Source organism: Mycetocola sp. BIGb0189 (genome assembly GCF_024810155.1).
Classification (GTDB): Bacteria; Actinomycetota; Actinomycetes; order Actinomycetales; family Microbacteriaceae; genus Mycetocola; species Mycetocola lacteus.
This window is the reverse complement of sequence record NZ_JANUED010000001.1, coordinates 41,267-67,701: the sequence shown is the minus strand read 5'-3', so window position 1 is coordinate 67,701 and position 26,435 is coordinate 41,267. Positions and strand designations below refer to the sequence as shown.

General features: G+C 66.9%; 20 protein-coding genes and 1 tRNA gene. 10 read left to right on the top strand and 11 right to left on the bottom strand.

Features of this window, described 5'->3' with window-relative positions; genetic code table 11:
* Window positions 1-203 precede the first annotated feature (203 nt).
* A complete protein-coding gene (gene cysK, locus M2390_RS00275) occupies window positions 204-1,142 on the top strand; it encodes a cysteine synthase A (protein WP_259176218.1) in 939 nt (312 codons plus the stop codon).
* 9 nt (window positions 1,143-1,151) lie between these two features.
* Complete coding sequence (epsC, locus tag M2390_RS00270) at window positions 1,152-1,715, top strand: serine O-acetyltransferase EpsC (RefSeq protein WP_030142880.1); 564 nt, start codon at window positions 1,152-1,154, stop codon at window positions 1,713-1,715.
* A 7-nt stretch (window positions 1,716-1,722) separates the two neighbouring features.
* Here epsC and M2390_RS00265 read toward each other — a convergent pair whose 3' ends face one another.
* From M2390_RS00265 to lysA, 8 genes are all read right to left on the bottom strand, one after another.
* On the bottom strand, window positions 1,723-1,938 hold the full coding sequence (locus M2390_RS00265; protein ID WP_259176216.1) for a hypothetical protein: 216 nt from the start codon (window positions 1,936-1,938) through the stop codon (window positions 1,723-1,725).
* Between the two features lie 75 nt (window positions 1,939-2,013).
* A complete protein-coding gene (locus M2390_RS00260) occupies window positions 2,014-3,228 on the bottom strand; it encodes an MFS transporter (RefSeq protein ID WP_259176213.1) in 1,215 nt (404 codons plus the stop codon).
* Window positions 3,229-3,488: 260 nt separating this feature from the next.
* Window positions 3,489-4,568, bottom strand: coding sequence for a peptide chain release factor 1 (gene prfA, locus M2390_RS00255; protein WP_121688407.1), 1,080 nt, complete (start codon window positions 4,566-4,568; stop codon window positions 3,489-3,491).
* A gap of 96 nt (window positions 4,569-4,664) precedes the next feature.
* Window positions 4,665-6,893 carry a transcription termination factor Rho gene (rho, locus tag M2390_RS00250; RefSeq protein ID WP_259176209.1) on the bottom strand — a complete coding sequence of 743 codons (2,229 nt, stop codon included), beginning with the start codon at window positions 6,891-6,893 and terminating at the stop codon, window positions 4,665-4,667.
* Between the two features lie 299 nt (window positions 6,894-7,192).
* Window positions 7,193-10,639, bottom strand: a complete 3,447-nt coding sequence (locus M2390_RS00245; protein ID WP_259176208.1) for a hypothetical protein — start codon at window positions 10,637-10,639, stop codon at window positions 7,193-7,195.
* A 152-nt stretch (window positions 10,640-10,791) separates the two neighbouring features.
* Entirely contained in the window at window positions 10,792-11,748 is a 957-nt protein-coding gene (thrB, locus tag M2390_RS00240) for a homoserine kinase (RefSeq protein WP_259176207.1), read from the bottom strand.
* 119 nt (window positions 11,749-11,867) lie between these two features.
* A complete protein-coding gene (locus tag M2390_RS00235; protein WP_259176206.1) occupies window positions 11,868-13,184 on the bottom strand; it encodes a homoserine dehydrogenase in 1,317 nt (438 codons plus the stop codon).
* Complete coding sequence (gene lysA / locus M2390_RS00230) at window positions 13,181-14,599, bottom strand: diaminopimelate decarboxylase (RefSeq protein WP_259176205.1); 1,419 nt, start codon at window positions 14,597-14,599, stop codon at window positions 13,181-13,183. The genes M2390_RS00235 and lysA overlap by 4 nt, the downstream gene beginning before the upstream one ends.
* A gap of 178 nt (window positions 14,600-14,777) precedes the next feature.
* Here lysA and deoC point away from each other — a divergent pair, with 178 nt between their 5' ends.
* Window positions 14,778-15,476 carry a deoxyribose-phosphate aldolase gene (deoC, locus tag M2390_RS00225; protein ID WP_259176204.1) on the top strand — a complete coding sequence of 233 codons (699 nt, stop codon included), beginning with the start codon at window positions 14,778-14,780 and terminating at the stop codon, window positions 15,474-15,476.
* A 90-nt stretch (window positions 15,477-15,566) separates the two neighbouring features.
* Entirely contained in the window at window positions 15,567-15,767 is a 201-nt protein-coding gene (locus M2390_RS00220) for a hypothetical protein (protein ID WP_259176201.1), read from the top strand.
* 26 nt (window positions 15,768-15,793) lie between these two features.
* On the opposite strand, the gene M2390_RS00215 is transcribed toward M2390_RS00220, so the two are convergent.
* Window positions 15,794-16,639, bottom strand: a complete 846-nt coding sequence (locus M2390_RS00215; protein ID WP_259176200.1) for a DUF2993 domain-containing protein — start codon at window positions 16,637-16,639, stop codon at window positions 15,794-15,796.
* Between the two features lie 142 nt (window positions 16,640-16,781).
* The gene (argS, locus tag M2390_RS00210; protein WP_259176196.1) at window positions 16,782-18,449 is read right to left on the bottom strand and encodes an arginine--tRNA ligase; all 1,668 of its coding nucleotides are present in this window, start codon (window positions 18,447-18,449) and stop codon (window positions 16,782-16,784) included.
* 107 nt (window positions 18,450-18,556) lie between these two features.
* Here argS and M2390_RS00205 point away from each other — a divergent pair, with 107 nt between their 5' ends.
* Together M2390_RS00205 and M2390_RS00200 are read left to right on the top strand one after the other, a co-directional pair.
* Window positions 18,557-19,228 carry a hypothetical protein gene (locus M2390_RS00205; protein ID WP_259176194.1) on the top strand — a complete coding sequence of 224 codons (672 nt, stop codon included), beginning with the start codon at window positions 18,557-18,559 and terminating at the stop codon, window positions 19,226-19,228.
* 96 nt (window positions 19,229-19,324) lie between these two features.
* A tRNA-Arg gene (locus M2390_RS00200) sits at window positions 19,325-19,397 on the top strand.
* Between the two features lie 76 nt (window positions 19,398-19,473).
* On the opposite strand, the gene M2390_RS00195 is transcribed toward M2390_RS00200, so the two are convergent.
* Window positions 19,474-20,079 (bottom strand): TetR/AcrR family transcriptional regulator, encoded by a 606-nt coding sequence (locus tag M2390_RS00195; RefSeq protein WP_259176193.1) that lies wholly within the window; start codon window positions 20,077-20,079, stop codon window positions 19,474-19,476.
* A 152-nt stretch (window positions 20,080-20,231) separates the two neighbouring features.
* Between M2390_RS00195 and M2390_RS00190 the strand changes: the two genes are divergently transcribed.
* From M2390_RS00190 to M2390_RS00175, 4 genes are all read left to right on the top strand, one after another.
* Window positions 20,232-21,398, top strand: a complete 1,167-nt coding sequence (locus tag M2390_RS00190; RefSeq protein ID WP_259176192.1) for an MFS transporter — start codon at window positions 20,232-20,234, stop codon at window positions 21,396-21,398.
* A gap of 156 nt (window positions 21,399-21,554) precedes the next feature.
* The gene (locus tag M2390_RS00185; protein WP_259176190.1) at window positions 21,555-22,232 is read left to right on the top strand and encodes an ABC transporter ATP-binding protein; all 678 of its coding nucleotides are present in this window, start codon (window positions 21,555-21,557) and stop codon (window positions 22,230-22,232) included.
* Window positions 22,229-24,997, top strand: coding sequence for a hypothetical protein (locus M2390_RS00180; protein WP_259176189.1), 2,769 nt, complete (start codon window positions 22,229-22,231; stop codon window positions 24,995-24,997). Before M2390_RS00185 ends, M2390_RS00180 begins: the two co-directional genes overlap by 4 nt.
* 177 nt (window positions 24,998-25,174) lie before the next feature.
* Window positions 25,175-26,380 carry an MFS transporter gene (locus tag M2390_RS00175; RefSeq protein ID WP_259176188.1) on the top strand — a complete coding sequence of 402 codons (1,206 nt, stop codon included), beginning with the start codon at window positions 25,175-25,177 and terminating at the stop codon, window positions 26,378-26,380.
* Window positions 26,381-26,435: the final 55 nt, after the last annotated feature.

Below are 26,435 nucleotides of genomic sequence, written 5' to 3'. Positions count from 1 at the left end.
TGTTTTTACCCCTGTCGGAACGGTGCCCTGCATGCGCACGGCGTAATAAACCCTATCCGAATGACATGAGCCTCGCGGCGGCACGCGGATCGCAATAGGCTGGTTCCGCACGGCTCTGCCCACCGACACCGGAGGGCGGATTCTCGCGCATAGGCACGGCCCGCACTACCCAGCTGACCCCCACATGGTAAGGACACACACCCGTGAACGCATACATCCACGAGGACATCACCTCGACCTTTGGTAACACCCCCCTGGTTCGGATCAACCGTCTCGCCGACGAGTCGCACGCCACGGTCCTCGCCAAGCTTGAGTTCTTCAACCCCGGTTCCTCGGTCAAGGACCGCCTGGCCATCGCCATCATCGACGCCGCCGAGGCCTCGGGCGACCTGCAGCCCGGTGGCACCATCGTCGAGGGCACCTCGGGCAACACCGGAATCGGCCTGGCCCTGGTGGGTGCCGCCCGCGGCTACAAGGTGGTGCTGAGCATGCCCTCCTCGATGAGCGTCGAGCGTCGCGCACTGCTGCGCGCCTTTGGTGCCGAGCTGGTCCTGACCGACCCCGCCGCCGGTATGCGTGGGGCCGTAGAGAAGGCCGCCGAGATCGTCGCCGAAACCCCGGGGGCGATCCTCGCCGAGCAGTTCGCCAATGCGGCCAACGTGCAGATTCACCGCGAGACCACCGCCGAGGAGATCTGGCGTGACACCGAGGGTGAGGTCGACATCTTCGTGGCCGGCGTGGGCACCGGCGGCACCGTGACCGGTGTGGGTCAGCGCCTCAAGGAGCTCAAGCCCGAGGTCAAGATTGTGGCCGTGGAGCCGATCGACTCCCCGATCCTCAACGGCGGTAAGCCCGGTCCGCACAAGATCCAGGGCATCGGCGCCAACTTCGTGCCGCCGGTCCTCGACACCGAGGTGTACGACGAGGTCATCGACGTGTCCTTCGAGGACTCGCTGGAAACCGCTCGGGACCTCGCAGCCAAGGAGGGTATCCTGGCGGGTATCTCCTCGGGTGCGATCCTGTGGGCCGCCCTTCAGCTGGCCGCACGTCCCGAGAACGCCGACAAGACCATCGTGGCCGTGGTTCCCGACACCGGTGAGCGCTACATCTCCACCGCGCTCTGGGCGGGCCTGGCCGAGTAAGGACCGATCATCAGCACCACCTCCGGTTTCTTCGCGCGCCTGCGCGAAGACCTGCGCACCGCGCGCACCCACGATCCCGCGGCCCGATCCTCGTTCGAGGTCGGTTTGCTGTACTCGGGGGTGCACGCGGTGTGGGGGCACCGGCTGAGCCACGCGCTCTGGCGACGCGGATTCAAGCTGCCCGCCCGGCTGAACTCGCAGATCGTCAGGTTCCTGACCGGGATCGAGATTCACCCGGGCGCGCAGCTCGGCCGCCGCTTTTTCATCGACCACGGTATGGGTGTGGTGATCGGAGAAACCGCGGTGGTGGGCGACGATGTGCTCATTTACCACGGCGTGACCCTGGGGGGAAAGTCCCTGGCCAAGGGCAAGCGTCACCCGACGATCGGCGACGGAGTGACCATCGGTGCCGGTGCCAAGATCCTGGGCCCGATCACCATCGGCCCGCGCAGCGCCGTGGGAGCCAACGCGGTGGTCACCAAGGATGCCCCCTCCGACTCACTCCTGGTGGGAGTCCCGGCGAAGGTACGCAAAATTGTCACCGATCCGGTAACCCCCGAGTACTTCATCTGATCGCGCGCTAGTCGATGCCGCGATAGCGGGCGGCGCCGCTGCCCCACTGCTCATGGGTCTGATCGATCGGATAACGCCCCAGGGCGAAGGTGTCCTGCGGGTTTTCGCTCGCGACCCGCTCAAAATACGTCTGTGCGGATTCTGCGGTCCCAAACACTCCGATGATGGGGTTATCGGGGAGTGACTCGTTGAGCACAATCCAGACGTCTCGACTCTGATTCATGTGGGCTCCTTTCCCCTCCATCCAAGCAGAACGGCCCCGAAATCCACAGATTTCGGGGCCGTTGCGCGACCAAGGCTAGGAGCTGACGCCGATCCGTTGTGCTCGGAGGAGGCGGGGCGCGCACACGAGAACAACCAGCAACGCCAGGGCGGCGCTCAGCGCCAGGGCTATGCCCGGCGAGGTGGGATCAACCAGCGCGCCAAACAGCGCGGCCCCGAGGGCTGCGCCGAGGTTGACGGCGGTGTTGATCCAGCTGCTCGCCTCGGTGCGAACCCGCGGGTCGGTGCGGGAATCAGCCGCCAGGTACCCCACGATCAGCAGCGGGGCGAGGAACAGTCCGCTTATCGCAAACCCGATCAGGGCGGCCAGGGTACCTCCGATCAGGCCCGATACGGCCGACGCAAATACCAGCAAAATCACGAGCGCGAGGAGCTGACGCTCCAGTCGTGGGCGCAGGCTCAGCCGTCCATAGAGCAGCCCGCCCACAGCGCTCGCCCCGGCAAATAGTGCCAGCAGGATTCCCGCAAGCATCGTATGTGACTCGGTTCGGGCAATCGCCGGCGCGGCAATTTCGATGCAGCCCAGGATGATGCCCGGGGCGATCATCGCCACCACCACAACCGGGAAGCCCGGAGAGCGCAGGGGTGAGCGTGCTCGCGAGGTACCAGCTTCGGCTCCGTGCTCCCGCGAACCCCGTTGCCGGCGCGAAAGCGTGCTCGTCACAAACAGCAGCGTGCCGAGAGCCACGCATCCCGCCGAGAACATGAGCGAGGTGAAGGGGTCCACCAGGATCGCAAGCAGTGCCACCAATAGCGGCCCGAGTGCGAAGGTCACCTCCTCGGCCACGGCGTCCAGGCTAAAGCCGCGCGATCGTCCGGGACCGGCGGGCAGCGCCGTAGACCACAGCACCCGCATGGAGGCGCCGAATGGTGGTGAGGACGCGCCCGCGATGAGCGCCATGATCACCAGGGTTGGCAGGCCCGCATCCACAAGCACCCCCAGCGCCACCAGGGAGGCCGCGTGGGTCAACCCCAGCGCCGCCAGGACCCGGGTTTGCCCGTGGCGATCGATCAGTCGGGCACGGATTGGCGTGGCCACCACATTGGCGATGCCCAGAACCGCGGTAATCGCACCCGCGATCGCAAAGGATCCCGAGGAGTGTTCCAGGAGCAGGATGAGGGCCAGCCCCGAGGTGGCCAGCGAGAGTCGACCCAGGATACTGGGAAGAAAGGAGCGCACCACGTGGGGCGTGCGCAAAACGGTTGTATAGGTTTGGGAGGGAGAGGACATCGGAGTCTTCCGGTTCATCGCGTCTCAACACGCACCCTGATTGGCGCGGAGAAAGCGGTCTAACGGGGGTCAGTCGCGCGCAAGATGGCACACGAAAACCCGCCCGGGCGGTACCAGGTCTGCGAGGGGCGGGCGCAGGACCGTTAGATAAATGCGACGATAAAGCCGATCGAACCGATCATGCACACAGGTTAGCACGGTGCAGGAAATAGGAAACCCCGGAATCCATACGGAGTCCGGGGTTTCCTGCGCTAGCGAGACTAGGAGTTGTCGCCGATCTCGGCGAGACGTGCCTCCTCATCGGCGGAGATCGCCGACTGAATGATGGGTTCCATCGCACCGTTCATCACGGCGTCCAGGTTGTACGACTTGTAGCCGGTACGGTGATCGGCCACCCGGTTCTCCGGGAAGTTGTACGTGCGGATGCGCTCCGAGCGGTCCATGGTACGGATCTGGCTCTTGCGTGCATCCGAGGCGGCCGCGTCGATCTGCTCCTGCTGGTGGGCCAGCAGGCGTGCACGCAGCACGCGCATACCGGCTTCACGGTTCTGCAGCTGCGACTTTTCGTTCTGCATGGCCACGGTGATACCGGTGGGCAGGTGGGTGATGCGCACGGCGGAGTCGGTGGTGTTCACCGACTGACCACCGGGGCCCGAGGAGCGGTACACGTCGATCTTCAGGTCGTTCTGGTTGATCTCGACCTCTTCGGGCTCATCCACCTCGGGGAACACCAGCACGCCGGTGGTCGAGGTGTGGATGCGTCCCTGCGACTCGGTGGCCGGCACACGCTGCACGCGGTGCACACCACCCTCGTACTTGAGGTGAGCCCAGACACCCTGCGAGGGGTCGGTCGCGTTGGACTTGATGGCCACCTGAACGTTCTTGTACCCACCCAGGTCGCTGTGGTCGGCCTCGAGCATCTCGGTCTTCCAGCCCTTGGACTCCGCATAGTGCATGTACATGCGCAGCAGGTCGGCAGCGAACAGGGCCGACTCGGCCCCACCCTCGCCACCCTTGATCTCCATGATGACATCGCGCGCATCGTCGGGGTCACGCGGGATCAGCAGACGGCGCAGCTTCTCCTGGTTCTCGGCGAGGCCCTCCTCGATCGAGGGGATCTCGGCGGCGAAGTCGTCGTCTTCCTTAGCCATCTCGCGGGCTGCTTCCAGGTCTTCCTGGGACTGCAGCCAACGGGTGTGCGCGGCGATGATCTTGCTCAGCTCGGCGTAGCGCCGGTTGATCTTCTTGGACCGTGCCGGGTCCTGGTGGACGGCCGGATCCGCGAGCTGCTCCTGCAGATCGGCGTGCTCGGCGATCAGTGTCTGCACTGATTCAAACATGTGATTCCTTATCTCAAAACTGTTTTCGGGGAAAAAGCCCGAACCCGCTGCCCGCGGCAGTGACCTGCCGGCGAGAAACGGGTTCGAGGAAAACAGCTAGCGGTGGTCGTGACCGTTACCCGAGGTGGGTGCCGGCATCGACTTCTGCATCTGTACGAGGAACTCGACGTTGCTGGAGGTCTCCTTCAGCTTACCGAGTACAACCTCAAGGGCCTGCTGCGGGTCCAGGCCGGCCAGGGCGCGACGCAGCTTCCAGGTGACCTTGACCTCATCGCTGCCCAGCAGCATTTCCTCACGACGGGTCGAGGAGGCGTTGACGTCCACGGCCGGGAAGATGCGCTTATCGGCGAGCTGGCGGCTCAGGCGCAGCTCGGAGTTACCGGTGCCCTTGAACTCCTCGAAGATGACCTCGTCGGCCTTCGAACCGGTCTCGACCAGCGCGGTGGCCAGGATGGTGAGCGATCCACCGTTTTCGATGTTCCGGGCGGCACCGAAGAAGCGCTTGGGCGGGTACAGGGCGGCGGCGTCCACACCACCGGAGAGCACGCGGCCCGAGGTGGGGGCGGCCAGGTTGTAGGCGCGACCCAGGCGGGTGATCGAATCCAGCAGCACCACGACGTCGGTGCCCAGCTCCACCAGGCGCTTGGCACGCTCGATGGCGAGCTCGGCGACGGTGATGTGGTCCTCGGCCGGGCGGTCGAAGGTCGAGGCGATGACCTCGCCACTGACCGTGCGCTGCATGTCGGTGACCTCTTCGGGACGCTCATCCACGAGGACCACCATGAGGTGAGTCTCGGGGTTGTTGGTCGCGATGGCGTTGGCGATCTGCTGCAGCACGATGGTCTTACCGGCCTTGGGCGGTGCAACGATCAGGCCGCGCTGGCCCTTACCGATCGGGGCAACCAGGTCGATGATGCGCTGGGTCAGCTTGCCCTGCTCGGTTTCCATACGCAGGCGCTCCTGCGGGTAGAGCGGGGTCAGCTCGCCGAAGTCCACGCGGGTTGCGGCGTCCTCGACGGACAGGCCGTTGATCGAGTCCACCTTGACGATGGCATTGTACTTCTGGCGGGCGTTCTGCTCGCCCTCGCGCGGCTGACGGATGGATCCTACCACCGCGTCACCCTTGCGCAGGTTGTACTTCTTCACCTGGCCCAGCGAGACGTAAACGTCGTTGGTGCCGGGGAGGTAACCGGAGGTGCGCACGAAGGCGTAGTTGTCCAGGACGTCGAGGATACCGGCGATGGGCAGCAGGACATCGTCCTCAGCCAGCTCGATCTCGCCGTCCTCGTTCACGCCGCGACGCTTGCGGTCACGGTAGCGACCGCGACCGCGGCCGCCCTCGTCCTCGGCGTTCTGGGTGCGCTCGGCGGGGCCGTTGGTGTTGCCACGCTCGCCACGGTTGTTGTCGTTCTGACCGCGCTCGTTGCGGTTACCTTCGCCCTGACCGTTGTTTGCGCGGTCATTCTGAGTGCGCTCGTTCTGGGTGCGCTCGTTCTGGCCGCGGCCATTCTGACGGGGCTCGGCGGCGTCCTCGGACTTGGCCTCGGTCTGCTCGGCGCGCTCGACGTTGTTGCGTCCACGACCCCGGCCACGACCACGGGTGTTGCGCGGCTGCTCGGTGGTCTCGGCCGCATCCTCGGCGGGCGCGGTTTCGGCCGGCTCGGCACTCTCGGCGGCGTCCGTGTTCTCGGCGGTGTTGCCCTGTCCGCGACCGCGGCCACGGCCACGGCCCCGACGGTTTCCGCGGGGTGCCTCGGTGGTTTCGGAATCGGCGTTCTCGGCGGTGCCCGCCTCGGTCGCGTTCTCATCCGGGGTGTTCGGGATCAGCGGGGCACCATCGTGGTTGACGTGACCACGAGCGGAAACCGGGGCGGCGTCCTCGGCCGGAGCCTCGGTGGGGGCCACCGGCTCGGCGGTCACGGTGCTGGTGCTGACCCGACGCGAGCCGCGCTTGCGTGCGGCGGGAGCAGCCTCGGCGGCCGGGGCCTCGATGACCGGTGCCTCGATAACGGCAGCAGACTCGGTCTCGACGACGGTCTCGGCCGCAGGCGACGTCGCCTCGGTGCCGGACGAGTCGGTGCTGGACGAATCGGTGCTGGACGAGTCGGCGGCAGAAGTTTCGGCCGCGGCGGTGTCGGCAACGGGTGCGCCGCCCGCGGCACCGTCGGCGGCGCGTGCCGCCACGATGGCCTCAACCAGGGCGCTCTTGCGCAGCTTGGAGGATCCTACGACGCCGTGTTCCGCGGCGAGCGCCTGCAGCTGGGCCACCTTGAGGGTGGACAGAGCGTCATTGGCGATTTCGTAGGTGTTTTCGGTGTTACTCACGGAGGGTTCCTTCCCCTATACCCGGGCACAAGCCACGGGCTGAAATGCTCATCGCGGCATGGGAAACGCGGGATACGAGACCCGACCCGATCCGGAGACGTAATGCTCGGTACGGGGGCACAGAAGCGATGGCGTTGATGTGCAAAATTGACCCGCCCGGCCAGAGTTACCGCCGCGATTCATACAGCGTTCGAGACGGTGTTGCCGTGTGGGATTACGCTCAGACTAGCACCTTGCGGGCCCCGAATGCGAGAGAAACCCCGCATGCCGAGGTGGCATGCGGGGTTGACCCGGCTCGGCTAGTCGCCGGAATGGGCCGCGGATTTACGCCGGGCAGCGAACGCCCCGGCCCCCAGGAGCAGCAGAATCAGCGTGAGGATGCCACCCGAAATGGGTGGGTTCGCGCCGGTCTCCCCCAGGGTCTCACCGGGCCCGGGGCCCGTGGTGGCCCCGCCGGTGGAGGGACCACTCGGCTCGGGTGTCCCCGGATCCGTAGGCCCGGTGGTTGGGCCGGTAGTGGGCCCGGTGCTGGGTCCGGTGGAAGGCTCGGGGGTGGGCTCGGGGGTGGGCTCGACGGCCGGTTCCAACGGCACCCGGTGTTCCACCGGGGCCGCGACGATGATCCCGGTGGTGGCGTTCTCGGCCTCGGCCGAGGCCTCGTTGATGACCGCACCGGCGGCCACATCCGCGACGGAAATCACATATGGTTCGACGCTCACACAGTTCATCGAGGTGCCACGTTCCAGGGTGTTGCCGGGGCAATCGATCGTGATGCCGGCATCCGTCAGGGTGGGATCGAGGATCCGCGCATCCTCAAGCCGGGTTTCGCCGCTGTTGGTCAGGGTAAACGCGTACCAGACATGGTCCCCGGCATCCACGACGCCGTTGCCGTTCACATCCTCGATTCCCGCGGGAATCTGCCCCTCCGCCGGATGATCGGTGTTCAGCGTCTTGGTGAGGCTCATCCCGGGTTCGGCCACCACAATCGGAACCGTGGCGGTCGCCACGGCCGAGCTCAGCGGTGCCCCGTGGACGGGAACTCCTCGTGCGGTGGCCCGGTTGATCACCGTCCCCGCGGCCACATCGGCCGCCTGAACCTCGTACCCGGAATCGGTTACGCAGGTGGTGGAGTTCCCCGGGCGCAGCCGCACTGTCTCGCAGGTCACGCCGACCCCCTGCTCCTGCACCAGCGGGTCGATGATCCGAATCTGTTCGATGGCGGTCGCCCCGGTATTGGTCACGGTGAAGGAGAAGGGCAGCAGGTCACCCAGGCTGATCGTGCCGCTACCATCCAGGTCTTCGTACTCGCCGCCGAAGGTTTTGGTGAGCGCCAGTCCCGGCACAAAGTGCACGGTGCAGCCCAGGTTTCCCTCGACACAGACGGCCGGGCGATCCTCCCCCGCCCGCAGCAGGAAGTTGGCCACAACCCCGTCCCCCGTGCCGGTCCCGATGGTCACCGGATACGACACCGTGACCCGCGCTCCCGGTGCCACCGAACCCTGGAGGCTCAGCCGGCGAGTGGCCGCATCCCACACCGGGGTCAGGTCGGCATCAGCCGGGGTGATGGTGAGGTCGTTGACCCAGAATCCGGTGAGGTCCGCATCATCGGCCACGCCGGTCATATCGTCGACGTGGTTGATCGCCTCGGTGTTTTGCCCGTTATTGGTAAAGCTCAGCGTGTAGTCGATGCGGTCCCCGGGGACCACCGCGGTTTCCCGCACCGGGGAACTGGACTTCTCGATCGCCAGCCCATCCACCAGGTGCTCGGTCCAGCCACAGCCGGGAAGGCTGCCGTTAGCCACCACCGGACACTCCTCGGGGAAGAGCGGCGGGGTCTCCTCGGGATGGGTGAAGGCCACGTTGAGCAGCGTGCCGTCACCGCCCTGGTCCAGCGGCTTCACCGTGGCCGGATACGTCAGCGCGATCGACGTGTTCATCGGGATCCGCAGCCCGGTCCAGCTCCACTGCTGCTGGTCCGCCCGGGTACTGGTGGTGTTGCTGGCGTCGCCGGGCAGTTCGGCCGAGGCCGTCCAGGCCAGGGCACCCAGGTTGACGTCGGCGTCATCCGTGACGCCCGTTACCGTGTCGCTGAGCCGACCGTTCCAGAACGTGGCCGGCTGACTGATCTCCTCGGGATGCGGGTAGGCGACCGCACTCGCGGTCACCGTATAGGTGATGGTCTCGCCCGGTGCCACCACCGCACCCGAGGCGGGCTCGGAGGCTTTGGCGAGGGCGACCCCGGGAATGTCCATGGTCACCACGGGAGCACCGGGCTGTGTCAGGTCAAAGTGTTCAAACGCCCAGGTGTCGATCGAGCGGTTATTGCCCCAGGATCCGCCGTTGGTGGTGCTGGATGCGCTCCCGTTCATGTCCTTACAGCCGGTGGCCGACCAGCCGCGTATGCCGCCGCTGGAATCCATCCCCTCGGCGGGCGAGCGCAGCGGCGAGGGCTGGGTGCCGCACTTGATCAGGGCCTGACGGTCCCATTCGCGCAGGCTCACCGGTTCGTCGTTCCAATGGATGATCGAGGATCCGCTACTCTGCAACCCGTTCAGCCGGGTCACACTCATCCCCCCGGAGAGGATCTCCACATCCCCCAGCAGGAAGTGCGATTCGCCCAGCTTTTCGATCCCCACCCTGAAGGCGATCGGCGTGCTGGTGGGGATGTCGGCTCCGGAGGCATCGCGGCCGTCAAACCTGAAGGTTCCCCGTCCCGCGTACACCGCGGCTTGGGTAACGATATCGTTGGGTCCGTCGAAGACCCCGTCGGCATCGGTGTCGATCAGGACCTCCACGTTGCCCTCGAACCCGCTGGCGTCGAAGGTGAACACCCCGGCACGCGACCCCGGAGCGTCCGGGACAAAACTCTCCACCGTGAGTTCGGGCTTTTCCAGCGGCACGTTCAACCACGTGGTTTCGCCGCCGGGCAGGGTGACCGTGCGTGGGAGTCCCGCCAGATCCGGCTTCCCGAAGAACACCTTGTCCGGTGCCGCACCACACTGCGGCTTCCAGCTGACCGGACCGTACTCGGGCTTGGGATTGTTTGCCCCGGAGGCCAGCGAGTGATACACCGACGTACACGTGGTGCCGTTCACGTTGCCAAAGGCGGAGGCCTGAAACGCCGAGGTGATTCCGCGCAGGCCGCGATACTCCACCTGATACGTGTAGCCGAACTCGGTTTGCACCCACATCGGGTAGGACGCGGTGGTCGAGGAATCGGTCAGGTCAAAGCGCTCACTCCATGTGCGTCCGGGGACCGTGGATCCGGCGCGCAACGGGTTGACCTGCCAGGTCACCACGTTGCGTCCGTGGTTATTGGGGTGGGATCCGCGCGCGGGCTCCAGTGCCGCGACCCAGACTCCGGCCTGGGCCTGGATCGGGCTTTCCCAGTCGCAGCGTTTGCCCGAACCGGTAATATCGGCGCACTCCCAGGCGGTCGACCCATCCGGGGCATAGACCACCCACTTGGTATAGAGATCCCCACCGTTGGCCCCGGTATTTGTGCGGAAGGCCGAACGCAGCTGGAAGCTCTCCCCCGGGCTGACGTAGCTGTACCAGCGCTGCGGGATCTGCACCGTGGTGCCCTCGACCCCGGATTCGGCGGAGGCGGGCGGCGCACTCACCGCATCCAGCGCATATCCCCCGGCCGCCACGAGGGCCAGGGCAAGCGTTCCGGCGATCCAGGACCGCGCTCGATGCGGGCTCGGAGTTATCCGCGCGCCTCGATCACCGCGTGTGCGCTTCATTGGCCACATACACCACCCGTTCCCCTTGGTGTGCGCCACACTATCGGGGTTTTTGATCGGTTGGCTAGGGTTTCTGGCACACGGAAACCAATTGGTATAAAAATGCCGAATGGCGACCCCCGATCGAGGGTCGCCATTTCGAACTATACGATCTAGGCCGCGGAAAGCGGGGCCACGCTGGCCCCCTGCACGTCCACCGCAAGCGAGTGGATCTGCCACGGCACGCTCGCCTGCTCGCTCACAAATGCGGCGGCTGCGGTGCGTGCCCCGGTGCCATCGGCGAGGACCAGGATCGAGGGGCCGGCACCGGAAACCACGGCCGGGAAGCCTTGCTCGCGCAGCGCGGTCACCAGCTCGTGGGTCGCGGGCATCGCCGAGGCACGGTAGTTCTGGTGCAGACGGTCCTCGGTGGCGTCCCACAGCAGGTCGGGGCTCTGGGTCAGCGCGGCGATCAGCAGGGCCGAACGCGAGACGTTGAAGACCGCGTCCTCATGCGGAACCTGCGCGGGCTGCAGACCACGGGCCACCTTGGTGGAGAGGGTGTGCTCGGGCACCAGTACCAGCGGGGAGACACCGCGGTGCACCGCGAGCTTTTTGTGCTTGGGACCGGCGGGGGTTTCCCAGGCGATCGTGAGACCACCAAACAGGGCCGGGGCCACGTTGTCCGGGTGGCCCTCGATCTCGGTGGCGATGCGCAGCAGGTCCTCATCGGAGAACTCGAAAATTCCCGCCAGCAGGCCCTTGGCCGCCATGATCCCGGCGACCACGGCGGCCCCCGAGGATCCCATTCCGCGGCCGTGCGGGATCGTGTTGTGCGCGACGATGTTCACGCCGGGAACCGGCTGCCCCACGGCGGTGAATGCATAGGCCATCGAGGTCACCACCAGGTTGGTGTCGTCGGTGGGGACGGTTCCCTCGCCCACCCCGTGGATGTCCACAAACGCTCCGGGCTCCTCCCGCACGCTCACCTCGATCTCGTCGTACACGCTGAGCGCGAGTCCCAGGGTGTCAAACCCCGGGCCGAGGTTGGCGGAGGTTGCGGGGACGCGAACACGAACGCCGCGGCCGAGCAGGGTCGCGACGTTCTCGGGCATGTCCGAGGGGCTCATTCCTTACCAGTCCTAACACCGAGCGAGGCTCGGGATCCTGACCACCGGTGTGGTCGTGTTGATGATGATGCACGGCGACGAGACCGCACTGCCGCCTCGTCGCCCCGGGTGTAGAGGGGTTACTCGCCCTCGAAGCGCAGGACGCTGACCACGGTGCGAACGGCCTCGTGGGAGCGCAGCTCGGAAACGGTGTTCTGTACCGCGTCCTCGCGCGAGGTGTGGGTGCCGATCACGAGCATCGCGGTGCGCTCCTCGGAATCGTCGGCGGCCTCGGCGGCCGACTGCACCACGGTCTCGACCGAGACGCCGGCCTCGGCCAGGATCCCGGCGATCTGGGCGAGCACGCCGGGGCGATCGCTCACCCGCAGGGCAATCTGGTAGCGGGCACGCACCTCGCCGATCGGGATCAGCGGAAGCTTGGCGGTGGCGCCATCGGTGAGGCCCGGACCGCCGGCCACGTGGCGGCGCGCGGCGGACACCAGGTCGCCCAGCACCGCGGAGGCGGTCTGCACGCCACCGGCACCGGCACCGTAGAACATCAGCGGTCCGGCCGCGGCGGCCTCGACGAAGACCGCGTTGTTACCACCGTGCACCGAGGCAAGCGGGTGCTCCTTGGGGATCAGGGCCGGGTAGACCCGGGTCGAGATGCCCTCGCCGTGCTCGCCGGTCACGCGCTCGGCGATGGCCAGCAGCTTGATCGTGGCACCGGCGGCGGACGCATCGGCGATCTGCTCGGCGGTGATGTCGGCGATGCCCTCGCGGTAGACGGCCTCGGCGGGCACATCGGCGTGGAAGGCCAGGCGGGCGAGGATCGCGGCCTTCTGCGCCGCATCGTAGCCGTCCACATCCAGCGTCGGGTCGGCCTCGAGGAAGCCCAGCTCAAATGCGGTCTTCTGGGCCTGCTCCATGGTGTCGCCAAAGCGATCCATGCGGTCGAGGATGAAGTTGGTGGAGCCGTTGACGATCGCCAGGATGCGGTTCACACGGTCGCCGGCGAGGCTCTCGCGCAGCGGACGCAGGATCGGGATCGCTCCGGCCACGGCGGCCTCATAGGAGATCAGCGCGCCCACCCGGGCGGCGGCCTCAAACAGCTCGGGACCGTGGGCGGCGATCAGCGCCTTGTTTCCGGTGACCACGTCCGCGCCGGCGGCGATGGCCTCGAGGATCAGGGTGCGGGCCGGCTCGATGCCGCCGATCAGCTCGATCACGACGTCGGCGCGCTGCACCAGGTCGTGGGCGTCGGTGGTCAGCAGATCGGCCGGGATGTCCCAGTCACGGGCGGAGTCCAGGCTGCGTACACCCACACCCACCAGGTCCAGGGTGATACCCGCGCGGGCGGCGAGCTCCTCCCGGTCCTCGGTCAGCAGTCGTGCTACCTGCGATCCCACCGAGCCTGCGCCCAGCAGCGCGACGCGCAGGGTCCGAAGTTCACTCACTTTTTGTCCAATCCGGCATCGCGAGCCAGTAGTTCGGTTTCGGTCTCGCCGCGCACCAGCAGTCGTGATTCACCGTTCAGCACGGCAACCACGGCGGGACGGCCGAGGAAGTTGTAGTTGCTGGCGAGCGACCAGCAGTAGGCACCGGTCGCGGGGACGGCGATGCGATCGCCCGGGGCCACATCCGCGGGCAGATACTCGTTGTACACCACGATGTCGCCGGACTCGCAGTGTTTTCCAGCCACCCGGGAGAGTGCGGGTGCGGCATCGGAGACGCGATTGGTCATCCGGGCCGAGTACTGAGCTCCGTAGAGTGCGGGGCGAGCGTTGTCGCTCATGCCGCCGTCCACGGACAGGTAGCGCCGGATCGCGGTGCCACCCTCGGGAAGCGCCACCGAAACATCCTTGGTGGTGCCAACCTCGTACAGACTCATCGTAGTGGGTCCGGCAATATAGCGGCCCGGCTCAAACGCCAGCACCGGCACGGCGATGCCCAGGCGCACGGCCTCGGTGGCCACCTGATCTGCGATGTCGGCGGCGAGGGTTTCGATCTCGGCCGGATCGTCGGCTCGGGTATAGGCGATTCCGAATCCGCCGCCGAGGTTCAGCTCGGGAATGTCGCCACCGGCCAGCAGGTCGCGGTGCAGCTCGAGCATGCGTGCGGCGGACTCACCGAAGCCAGCCGAGCCGAAGATCTGCGATCCGATGTGGCAGTGCAGACCGAGGAAGTTCAGTTCCCCGCGGGCTCGGATCTTTGCCACCGCGGCGGGGGCGTCGGCGCGGGTGATGCCGAACTTCTGGTCCTCGTGGGAGGTGGCCAGGAAGTCGTGGGTATCGGCGTGCACACCGGAGTTGACCCGCAGACGAACGTTTTGCACCACCCCGTGGCGGGCGGCGGCGTCGGCGACGCGGTCGATTTCCTGCAGGCTGTCCAGCACGATGGCACCGATGCCCGCGCCGACGGCGCGGTCAATCTCGGTCAGCGACTTGTTGTTTCCGTGCAGTCCCAGGCGCGCGGCGGGAATCCCCGCGGCGAGTGCCAGGGCGAGCTCGCCACCGCTGCAGACGTCGACGTAGAGGCCCTCCTCGGCCACCCAGCGGGCGATATCCGCGCTGAGGAAGGCCTTGGCGGCGTAGTAAACCTTGGCGCTGGTGCCGATGCGTGCGGTTTCGGAATCAAAGGCCGCGCGAGTGCGCGCCGCGCGAGTGCGGAAGTCCGCCTCATCGATCACATACAGCGGGCTGCCGTAGGTTGCGGCCAGCTCATCCACGGGGATTCCGGCCAGGCTCAACCGGCCATCCGCCGCGCGCGCGGTGTTTGCAGGCCAGAGCCCGGGCACCAGATCGTTGGGGTCGGCGGGAATGTCCAGCCAGGCGGGAGCCAGATCGGCGGAGTCGAGAGAGTGAGCGGCCACGGCGGAACCAATCTGAGTCGTGGGGGTAGCACGGCTACCCGGGGCGGAGTCCGACCAGTCTAACCGGGCGGCACCTGCCCATTTTCCCAGAATCCGTATGCCTGATGACGCACATGCCATGTGTTGCCGTGCCGGGTAGGCTGGGAGCATCACACCCCTACTTTCGAAGGCGAGTACCGTGACCGAGTCAAACTCCCCCCTGACCACCGCCGAACTGGCGCAGTTTATTGACCACACCCTGCTGGCACCCACCGCGACCACCGCGGATGTGGCGGCCACCATCGCCGAGGCTGCACGCCTGGGCACCAAGGCCGTGTGCCTGTCCCCCTCGGTCCTGCCGGTGCAGATGCCCGAGGGCGTGGACCTGAGCCTCGCCGTGGTGGTGGGCTTCCCCAGCGGTAAGCACCACTCCTCGATCAAGGCCGCCGAGGCGGCACTGGCCGCGAGCGAGGGTGTGGACGAGGTCGACATGGTGATCGACATCGGTGCCGCGATCGAGGGCCGCTACGCCGATGTCGAGGCCGACATCCGCGCCGTGCGCGAGGCCGCTCCGGCCCCCGTGCTGCTCAAGGTCATCATCGAATCGGCGACCCTGTCGGATGAGGCCATCGTCGCCGTCTGCGAGGCTTCCGAGCGCGCCGGTGCCGACTTCGTGAAGACCTCCACCGGCTTCCACCCGGCCGGCGGTGCCTCGGTGCACGCGGTTGCCCTGATGTCGAAGACCGTCGGCGGACGCCTGGGCGTCAAGGCCTCCGGTGGCGTGCGCACCCGCGAGCAGGCCGAGGCCATGATCGCCGCCGGTGCCACCCGCCTGGGTGTCTCCGGCAGCGCCGCCCTGCTGGCCGACTCGGCCACCGAAGGGCCCGCGGGCTACTAACGCTCATTCGCAAAGGGGCACCGCCGGTTTCCGGCGGTGCCCCTTCCGCTGCTATCGTTGGGCCAAAATTACTGCCGTCGGGGAGGCAACATGGACTGGTTTTCACAGCTCGCGTTTATCGCGGTCATCATCGCCGCCGGGTTCTACATTCTGTACTGTGTGATCCGCGCCGCGGTTTTGTCGGCGCTGCGCGCGCACGCCGATGAGGTCGAGGAAAACGCGGCGATTGCCGCGCGGATCCAGGCTCTCCAAGAGAGCGCAGAGCCTCACACCGCACCGCAAAACCCGTAGCGAACTACGGCCGAGCTACCGCCGCGCTACTCGCACTTTCCGCGGCTGCTCAGCAGGTCACCGGTCAGCACAATGTCCTTGACATTCACCACGATGGTCGCGTTCTGCGGGGTCACGGTCAGGGACTTCACTTCCGCTCCCGGCGGCAGACGATCGGCCAGGCACACCGGAATCGGGGCCTTACCGAGGACCGCCTGCACGATCGGGTCCACGTTGATGTTCCCCACCGAGGAGGTCACCTCGGCCCCCACCGGAGTCAGCGTCATCGTGGTCCCGCTCACGGCCGGACGCGCGGAAACCTGCACGCCGAGCTTGATGCCAAACGGGCCGGTCACCTCCTCGTGGTACCCAAAGACCCCGTCCCCCAGGGTCAACGTGCCACCCTCGGTGGGCGGCTTGATGAACTCATTCAGCCCATCCTGATCCACCACCGTGGTCATCTCCACCGACTTTGCGGGCTTCTTGGGATCCAGCGGCACACCCTGGGCACGCACGTCAAAGCTCAGCGGCACACCGCGCAGGGTCGCGTGCTGGGCGCTCACCCGAACATCGTCAAACGAGCCCGAGATCAGCTGGAACAGCGGCCAATCGCCGCCGATCTTTACGTCCAGCGGCCCCTGGAAGGTGGCTCCGGCGCTGGCACCCAGCGACTTCACCGAGTCCTGCGCCACGTCGCGCACCAGGTTGTTGGCGATCACAATCGCCCCGCCCACGAGACCCAGCACCACCACGGTGACGATCCCGGTGACCAGCCAGCGACGCCCGGTTCGGCGCTTCTTGGGTGGTTCGGACTCCTGCTCGATCCGGGCCGCGTTCAGGCGCTCAAACAGCACCTGGTTCGCCGAAACCTCGGTCTCGTTCCGTTCGCTCACGCCGTGCTCCCCCTGGGTTGACAATCTGTTATTTCGACAATAACGCCCCGGATCGAATCGGCGTGTGTCCACACACAAATTCCCAGCCGGGTCGCCTTAACCACGAAGGCCCACCCCAAGGGGTGGGCCTTCGCTACATAACCTACATGCGCTCGGGTGCCGAAACACCCAGCAGGTCCAGGCCGTTGCGCAGCACGGTTCCGGTGGCATCGTTCAGCCACAGACGGGTGCGGTGCAGATCACCCACGGCCTCGTCGCCAAACGGCAGCACCCGGCAGGCGTCGTACCAGCGGTGGTACAGCGAGGCGACCTCTTCGATATAGCGGGCCACGCGGTGCGGTTCGCGCAGGGTCGCGGCCTGGGCCACGATCCGCGGGAACTCCTGCAGCGCGCCCAGCAGGGCAGACTCGCTCTCGTGCACCAGCAGCTCGGGGGCGAAGGTCGAACGATCCACACCGGACTCGGCCGCGTTGCGGGCGACCGCGCAGGTGCGGGCGTGGGCGTACTGCACGTAGAACACCGGGTTGTCGTTGGTGCGCTTCTTCAGCAGATCCGGGTCCAGCGAGATGGGCGAATCGGCGGGATAGCGAGCCAGCGAGTAGCGCAGCGCGTCGGTGCCGAGCCAGGCCTGTAGGTCGTTGAGCTCGATGATGTTTCCGGCGCGCTTGGACAGGCGGGCTCCGTTGATCGACACCAGCTGACCGATCAGCACCTCGATGTCACGCTCGGGGTTGTCCCCGGCGGCACCGGCGACGGCCTTCAGACGGTGCACATAACCGTGGTGGTCGGCGCCCAACAGGTAAATCTTGTGCTGGAATCCGCGGTCGCCCTTGTTCAGGTAGTACGCGGCGTCGGCGGCGAAGTAGGTGAAGACACCGTTACCTCGACGGATCACGCGGTCCTTGTCGTCACCGAAGTCGGTGGTGCGTACCCAGATCGCGTCGTCCTTGTCGTAGACGTGACCCTGCTCGCGCAGACGGTCGATCGAGGCATCGATCGCGCTGGGGGCACCGTTCTCGCCTTCGGCGTGCAGGGTGCGCTCGCTGAACCAGACGTCGAAGTGCACGTTGAAGCGGGCCAGGGACTCGCGGATCTCGCCCAGCTGCAGCTGGTATCCGGCCTCGCGGGCCAGGTCCAGGGCGGCCTGGTCGTCCAGCGCGGTGATCTCCGGGTGGGCGGCCAGCACGGCGGCACCCAGCTCGGTGATGTACGCGCCCGGGTAACCGTTTTCGGGGGTCTCCTGACCGCGAATCGCGGCGAGGATGGACGCACCAAAGTTATCCATCTGGTTACCGGCATCGTTGATGTAGTACTCGTTGGCTACCTTCGCGCCGGCGGCGCGCAGCACACGACCCAGCGAATCACCCAGGGCGGCCCAGCGGGTGTGGCCGATGTGCAGCGGACCGGTCGGGTTGGCCGACACAAATTCCAGGTTGATGGTTTCGCCATCCAGGCTCGAACCCTGACCATAGGTGGATCCGGCCTCGACGATGGTCTGGGCGAGCGCACCGGCGGCGGCAGCATCCAGGCGAATGTTGATAAATCCGGGACCGGCAACCTCGGCACCGGCCACACCATCGATTTCGCCCAGGGCGGCAACCACGCTGGTGGCCAGCTCGCGCGGGTTCACACCCAGCTTCTTGCCAAACTTCATCGCCAGGTTCGAGGCCCAGTCACCGTGATCTCGGTTCTTCGGACGCTCCAGCGTGATGTCCTCACGCGCGATCTCGTCGGATGAACCGGCGCGGGCGGCCTCGGCGAGAGGCAGCACGATGTTGTACAGGGCGAGGGAGAGATCATCTGGAGTCACCAGCCCAGTCTACAGGCGTCAGGAATGCTCAAAGTACCCCGAGTTTCCCGCATCCTGGCGCGATTATTGCTAACGTCAACGTGTCCGGTTTGAAAGGAACCCCCATCGTGAACACGCTTCTTCCCCGCTCTGCGCGCCGCGCGAGCCTGTTCGCCCTGGCTGGCGTTGGTCTGCTGCTGATCACCGGCTGTGCCCCGTCCTCCGCGGGCGATGCCGGTGCGAGCCCCTCGGCGTCTTCGCCGGCCAAACCGTCGGCCAAGCCGAACGGTTCAAGCGCCCCGAGTACCGATCCCTCCACCGCGCCGAGCGCAACCGCCGAGCCGCTGGAAAGCGGCGTCGTGCCACTAACCTGCGATCAACTCCTCACCCCCGAAACCGTGCACGCGTACAACCCGAGCGTTTCGGCCTCCGCCGCGGCACCGGCCGCCGGGAGCACCGCGGCCAGGATCCAGGGAATCGGTGGCCTGTCTTGCCAGCTGACAAACTCCGCCAGCGGAATCACGATCGATGTGGCCGTAGCATCGCTGGATCCCTCGGAACTCGAGGATCTCAAGAACACGGCAGCCGAAACCAGCCAACAGGTTCCTACCTACACCACCCCTCCGGATGAGGGATACTTCGGACCGATTCTGCTGAAGAACGATAAGCGTATCAACGAGGCTCAGATCTTTGTGGGCAACTACTGGCTCACCCTCTCCTCGGAGGAGTTCACCGAGCCCGGCGCTTTGGAGCAGCTGAGCACCCCGGCGATCGCCGCACTGAAGGCCGCGAAGCTCTAGCTCACACGTCCTCGGAACCGGAACGGCGTGTCGCATTCGCGACGCGCCGTTCCGGTTCAAGCACCATCACTTTTAGTGCTAATGTAACTCTCGTGCGCCTCCGTAGCTCAGGGGATAGAGCGTCGGTTTCCGGTACCGCAGGTCGGGGGTTCGAATCCCTCCGGGGGCACAAATGCAAACTGCGACATGGTTTTCCATGTCGCAGTTTCTGCGTTAACCGCGATCCCAACGACGCGCTCGCGTATCTAGAGTCGTAGGCCCTCTACCAGGGCCGCGGCCGACTCGATGGCCGCATCCAGACGCTCCTCGCGCTCTGCCTCACCGCTCGCCGCCGCCACCCAGCGCGAGGCATCGGCCAGCGCACCGTTGAGCATCGTGGCGATCACCACGGGAGACACCCGCTCCGAGACGGTCCCCCGATCCTTGGCATCCTGAACCACCTCGGCCAGGGTGGCGATGCATGCACGGGCGGTTTCCTCGACCGCATCGGTTACGACCGCCGGCGCATCGGTGAACATGATGCGCTGAAACTCGGGGGCCTGGGTCTTTTCGATATAGGCGCGGCCTCGCCGAGCGAGTGCCAGCAGCGGGTCCTCGGTGGAGCGGAGGATCGCGCGCAGCTCCACGCACAACTCATCATCCATCGAGCGCACCACCGCATCCATCAGTCCGCTCTTGCCACCGAAGTGGTGATAGAGCGCGCCTCGGGTGAGCCCCACCGAGGCCGTGAGCTCGTCCATCGAGGTTGCCGCATAGCCCTGCTCGGCAAAAAAGCGCCGACCGGCCGCCAGGAGCTGCTCCCGCGTGTGATCCAGCATCTCGGTGCGCGTGCGACGTTCTGATTTGGGCATGATTCCTCCGCGGCCATCGTAGCGCGCCCACCCACAAAAGAACATTCACATACGCAGCGCATATGAATTGACATACATGGCGTATGTGACCTAACATCACTCACATACCTTGCGTATGTAAACCCTAATCCCGCGTGAAAGAAGCAGTCAGCATGTCCACTCCCCCCTTCCGCTGGTCACCGATCCTCGCGGTTGCCCTCTCCACCTTTAGCGTGGTCACGGCCGAGATGATGCCGGTGGGTCTGCTCACCCCGATCGCCGACGCCCTGGGCATTGCCCCGGGACTGGCCGGAATGTCGCTCACCATCACCGGCATCATGGCGGCCATCGTGGCCGCCCTCACCCCGATCATCCTGGGGCGCCTGGACCGACGCACGGCCCTGATCGCGTTCCTCATTCTGCTGGCGGTGGCCAACGTCCTCAGTGCCGTGGCCACCACGTTTGCCGTCTTCGCCCTCGCCCGCGTCCTGATCGGGATCTCGATGGGAATCGTCTGGGCCAGCTCCGGCGGCCTGGGTGCCCGCCTCGCCGATGCCGCCCACATCGGGCGCGCGATGACCGCGATCTTTTCGGGTGTGTCAATCGGGATGGTCCTGGGCCTACCCCTGGGCACCCTGATCGCCAACCTCGCCGGCTGGCGCACGGCTTTCTGGGCCCTGGCCGTGCTCGGAGCCTTCGCGGCAATCTTTGCCCGTATCGCGATGCCCGCGCTACCCACCACCGAACGTGCGGGCCTCGGCGGGCTGTTTATCCCGTGGCGCGATCGCGGCGTGCGCACGGGCTACATCATCACCGCCCTCGTGGTCATCGGTCACTTCGGGGCCTACACCTTCATTCGCCCGGTCCTGGAAACCAACCCCGAAATTACCCCCACCCTGATCGTCATCGCCCTGGCCGTATTTGGGCTCACCGGCATCGCCGGAAACTTTGCCATCGGTGCCCTCGCGGGACGGTCCCCACGCACTGCCCTGCTCTGGGCACTCGCGGGGATCACCCTCGGGACCGCGCTGATCCCACTCGCCGCCACCCAGATCTGGTATGCACTGCTGGTACTGGCATTCTGGGGCGCGGCATATGGAGGCATCGGGGTGGCCCTGCAGGCGTGGATCCGGGTCGCGAATCCCGCCCTGGTGGAAACCAGCTCCTCGATGTGGTCGGGGGTTTTCAACGGATCAATCGCGATCGGATCCCTGGCCGGCGGCCTGATCTTTGATGCGGTGGGTGGCACGCCACTCATGCTGCTCGCCGCACTGATCGTGGCGATCGGCTGGGTGATCACCCTCGCCTCGCGCCCGGTGCGAGAGCGCGTTTCCGCCTAGCCCCATCGCTCGGCCCGCCTTCGGCCGAATGCTCGGAAACGGGCAAAAGCGGCAACAAGCATGACGTTTGGATGATTGACCTCGGGTCTCAAACCGCCTAGCGTGGTGGGGACCCGGGGCATCCCACGCCCTCATCTGCGGCCGAGGAAGTGAGCTATGAGCGAGCAGGGAACGCCCACGGCGCGCGCACACTCGGACGGGCTCACGGCGCACCGTGTCACGCTGGTGCGAACCCGACCGGACGGCACACCCGTTCCGGTGCTCGACGGGCTGGACCTCGAGGTCTCCCCCGGCGAGATGGTGTGTGTATCCGGGCGTAGCGGAACCGGTAAATCCACCCTGCTCGAAGTGTGCGCGGGCGGTGTCCGACCCACCTCCGGGGAGCTTTTCTGGGCGAGCACACGCCTTCACACCCTGCCCGATCGCCCCCTCGAACGTTGGCGGAGCGCCACCGTGGGATATCTGGATCAGGGCTCCTCGCTGTTGGAGGAACTGCGCATTGTGGAAAACGTCCTGCTTGGCATCGCGCGCCCGAGCACCGCGGATATCCACGCCGCCCACGCGGTGCTCACGCGCCTGGGCATCGGACACCTCGCCGATTCCTGGCCACGGGAGTGCTCGGGTGGGGAGCGTCAGCGTGCGGCAATTGCCCGGGCCCTGCTCCGTGCCGTCCCGCTCCTGATCTTTGATGAGCCCACCGCGAGTCTTGATGCGCGAAGCGCCACCCTGGTTTTGGACGCTCTCGACGAGGCGCGCACGGAGGGGGCCGCGATCCTCGTTGCTAGCCATGACGATCTGGTTCTGAACCGCGCCGACCGAATCATCCGCCTGTGACCATGCGGCGTGCCTCGGGAATTCCCGGCGGGATCCGCCGCTGGGCGCGCCGCCGAGCCGAGGTCTGGGCGGTACTCTGCCTGGCGGCCGCGCTCCTTTGCCAACCGCTCACGGCCGGGGTGGGGCTGGCCGCCCTGCAGGACGCGGTGGATGAGAATTGGCGCGGATCCTACGATATTCTGGTCCGCGCTCCCGCGGAGGATCACTTCTCGGGCGGACCGACGCTTCTTGATCCCAACTTCGCCAACACCTCGGCACCGGCCATCGCGCCGGAACGGGTGGCCCGTGTCGCCGAGATCGACGGGGTCGAGATTTCCGCCCCGATCGGTTTCCTCGGCCGGATGGGTGATGTGCGAGATTTCCCGATCATCCAAATACCCGCCTCGCTGCTGCGCGAGAATCCGGTGCGCAACATCCGACTCACCTGGACCGCGACCACCAACGACGGTCTCGGTCCACGCATCGCCGACACGCGCTCGGCCACCCTCACCATCGACGCACGGGCCTGGGATGGGCAGAGTGATGTGGGGCCATCCGCGGGCACCATTGCCGTGACCGGGGATGTCCCGGCCGAGGTCACCCTGAGCGGGGACACCCTGAGGCTGGGAATCTGGCCCCTTCCCTCGGTCGCCTCCACCGTGTTCGCGGTGGATCCGGATGCCGAGCGACGCCTGCTCGGAGACCGTGCCCCCGCGGCGCTCACGGCGCTGGCCGACGCCGACGCCGCACTGGCCGCGACCGACGAGAACTCCTCCCCGGCCAGCGGCGAGCTTCTGGCGAACCTCGGCCCCGAAAGCCCCACCCGCCAGGCTCTGGAAGCCCTGGTTCCGGAGCTGCGCAACACCCCGGCCCTGCGAGGACAGTATGGCGCGGATGCCCCGGTCGCCCCGGTGGTGGTTGCCCGCGACGCGCTCCCCGAACTCGCGCTCCGCGTCGGCTTCGAACTGGGGACACACGGTGACTCGGGCACGGAGTTCACGTCGGTGGGTGAGGCCACCGTGGATGCCGCGGCGGCGCTCACCCCGTTCGCCGGTTCCGGAATCGTCATTCCCTGGCCCGGCACCGATGCCCGCATTCCCACCACCTACGTTCAGCCGACGGCGGTCACCGGCGTGGGGGCCACCGTACTCTCCCCGGCCCCCTCTCATATCCCGGCCCCGGACTCGGATCTCCCCGCGGCCACCCTGGAACCACAGGGATTCATCCGCTCGCTCCCCCTGGATTCACGCCAGCAACCCGACGGACTCACGCCGGGTCAGACCCAAACGTTCCGCTCCGATCAGCCCCCCAGCGCGCTGCGGGTCGGCAGCGCCGGATCGACCGAGCTCGGGGCCCCGCTGATCGTGGGCGAGTACCACAACGCGCGGATCGTCACCGGCAATGAGGATGCCGCACCGCTCGGTGCCTACGATCCGGTGCGTGCCACCCGGGTTTCCGATGCCCGCGGGAACCCGATCACCCCCACCCCGCTGGAACCCGTACTGTCGGGGCTGGGAATTGTGGCTCAACCCGCCACCGCGCTGACCTCGCTGCGGGGTGCCCACGCCCTCGGGGTGGAGGCACCGGTAACCGCAATCCGGGTCCGAGTGGCCGGTGCCGAGACCTATTCGGCCGAATCCCTGGCGCGCATCGACCGGGTTGCCGCGGCGATCCAGGATCTGGGCCTCGAGGCGTTCATCGTGGCCGGCTCATCGCGCCAGCGCGTCCAGGTCTGGGTTCCCGACTATGCCTTCGGGGTCACCGAGCCGCAGGACCGACAGCGGGTTTCTCCCCTGGGCTGGGTCGAGGTGGAGGCGCTCTCGCTCAACGTGGCTCAGTCCACCGTCTCCACACTGACCTCGCTTGCACGCAGCATCGGGATCGGCGCGGTGCTGGTGACCCTGCTCATGCTGCCGGTTCTGGGGATGGTGCAGGTGCGCGCGAATCGTCGCACGAATGCCGTGCTCAGGGTGGCCGGTTTTACCAGGGCTCGCCGTGCTCGCTGGTTCATGGCCGAGGGGGTGCCGGTTCTTACGGCGGTGGCCCTTGCCGGTGTTCTCGGCATGCTGCTGGTTCCCACCCGCGCGGCGGATACCGCGGTTCTGACGGGACTGTGTCTGAGTGCGGTTGCGGTTCTGGTGATGGTTGTGGCCCGACGTAGCCTGGCCGAGCCGCGTCGCCGGCGGCGAGCGCAGGTCCCGCTCACACACACCCGCTCGCCTCGCCCAACCTCGCCGGAGCGAGGCTGGAGGGTTCGGGTGCGTACGGCAACCTGGCGACTCACGGTCAGCCGAATACCCTCGATCCTCGCCCAGGGCGTTCTGCTGGGTTTCCTGGTGTCCACCGCCCTGTTCGCCTCGAGTCTGCTCACCGTGGCGCTGCGCGAAACCGCGCGTACGCCGCTGGGCTCGCTGCTGGGGACCGCGCAACTCCCCGCCCTGCTCGCCACTCTGGGTGCGGGGATGCTGGCCGCGTGTGTGCTCACGGCAAGCACCACCGCACGCCAGAATCAGGTCTTTGCCCGGCAGGCGACAACCCTGGTTCGGGTGAGCGGGTGGGCCCGTTCCAGGCTGCGGCGTCTGACCGCGATCGAGCTGACGGGGATCGGCGGCATCGCCACGCTGAGTGTCGTTTTCCTCCTCTGGGTGATGCCGGCCGAGTTTTCCCCCGCGGCGATCCTGAGCCCGGCGGTCATCATCCTGGGCACGAGTGCCGGTGTGCTGCTTCCGCTGGGTGCGATAGCGCTGATCCGCGCACGCGGCCTGGGCAGGGCTCTGAAGCCCTAATCTCCCGGATTTTCTCGGCGGTTTTCCTCCCCGGTTATCCGCGAGCCACGCCGCCGTGCTTGCGCGGGTATCCCGCGCGTGCAACAATATATCCCGCGCCTGCAACTACTGCGGGCGCGGGATATTTATGTTGGACGGCATCCCGGATGCGCGCCCAGTCGCACTCAAGGAGACCTCATGCCCCTCGCCCTCTATGCCCTCGCCATCGGCGGATTTGGCATTGGCCTCACCGAATTTGGCATCCTCGGCCTGCTCCCCGAAGTCGCCACCGACTTTGGTGTGAGCGAAACCACCGCCGGCTACCTGATCTCCGGCTACGCACTCAGCGTCGCGCTCGGCGCGGTGCTGCTTACCGCGGCCCTGCTGCGCTTCGATCAGAAGAAGGCCCTGCTGGGCCTGATGATCCTCTTCATCGCCGGCAACCTCGTCTCGGCCCTGGCGACCGACTACTCGATGATGCTGGTGGGCCGGATCCTCGCGGCCCTGTGCCACGGCGCATTCTTCGGCATCGGAACCGTGGTCGCTACCGGCCTGGTAACCGCCGAGCGCAAGGCCGCCGCGATTGCCACAATGTTCGCGGGCCTCACCATTGCCAACGTTGCCGGAGTTCCGCTGGGGACCCTGCTCGGTCAGGCGGCCGGATGGCGCTCGACCTTCTGGGCCATCACGATCATCGGCATCGTCTCATTTATCAGCATCATGATCCTGGTGCCCAATACCTCACACTCCGGCGAGAAGCCCGCCCCCGGCGTCCTGCGTCGCGAGATCGCGGCGTTCACAAACCCGCAGGTCTGGTACTCGATTGTGCTCACCATCCTGGGCTTTGGCGGAATGTTCGGAGCCTTCACCTACATTGCCTTCACCCTGACCGACGTGTCCGGCTTTGTTACCGGCGCGGTTCCGTGGCTGCTGATCGTCTTCGGTGCCGGCATGGTGATCGGAAACATCATCTCCGGTAAGCTCACCGACCGATTCCCCGCCCGCACCCTGCTGGCCTCCTTCATCGGGCTGACCATCGTTCTGGCACTCTTCGCGGCCTTCGCGCAGAGCCCGATCATCACGATTGCCGCGCTCTTCCTGATGGGTGGCTTCGGTTTCGGCACCGTCCCGCCCCTGCAGATGCGCATCATGTCGCATGCGGCCGCGGCACCGACCCTGGCATCGGGCGCCAACGTCGCGGCGTTCAACATCGGTAACGCGGTGGGTGCGTGGCTCGGCGGACTGACCATCGGCGCGGGCCTGGGATACACCTCCCCGCTCTGGGTGGGTGCGGCGATGACCCTGGGTGCACTGGTGGTACTCCTGATCGCCGGCCGACTGCGCGGGGGCGAATTCACCCGCGCCCGGGCCCGGGCCGCGGAGCCCTCCGCCGCCGCGGTCTAATCCGCCCCGACATAAGGAGGGGCCGGTCGCAAGGTGCGACCGGCCCCTCCTTGTT

Excerpts from the sequence above, each read along its gene's own strand:
- M2390_RS00265 (WP_259176216.1), bottom strand. The coding sequence starts at position 1,938 with ATGAATCAGAGTCGAGACGTCTGGATTGTGCTCAACGAGTCACTCCCC.
- M2390_RS00260 (WP_259176213.1), bottom strand. The coding sequence starts at position 3,228 with ATGTCCTCTCCCTCCCAAACCTATACAACCGTTTTGCGCACGCCCCAC.
- prfA (WP_121688407.1), bottom strand. The coding sequence starts at position 4,568 with ATGTTTGAATCAGTGCAGACACTGATCGCCGAGCACGCCGATCTGCAG.
- M2390_RS00245 (WP_259176208.1), bottom strand. The coding sequence starts at position 10,639 with ATGAAGCGCACACGCGGTGATCGAGGCGCGCGGATAACTCCGAGCCCG.
- thrB (WP_259176207.1), bottom strand. The coding sequence starts at position 11,748 with ATGAGCCCCTCGGACATGCCCGAGAACGTCGCGACCCTGCTCGGCCGC.
- M2390_RS00220 (WP_259176201.1), top strand. The coding sequence starts at position 15,567 with ATGGACTGGTTTTCACAGCTCGCGTTTATCGCGGTCATCATCGCCGCC.
- M2390_RS00195 (WP_259176193.1), bottom strand. The coding sequence starts at position 20,079 with ATGCCCAAATCAGAACGTCGCACGCGCACCGAGATGCTGGATCACACG.
- M2390_RS00190 (WP_259176192.1), top strand. The coding sequence starts at position 20,232 with ATGTCCACTCCCCCCTTCCGCTGGTCACCGATCCTCGCGGTTGCCCTC.
- M2390_RS00185 (WP_259176190.1), top strand. The coding sequence starts at position 21,555 with ATGAGCGAGCAGGGAACGCCCACGGCGCGCGCACACTCGGACGGGCTC.
- M2390_RS00175 (WP_259176188.1), top strand. The coding sequence starts at position 25,175 with ATGCCCCTCGCCCTCTATGCCCTCGCCATCGGCGGATTTGGCATTGGC.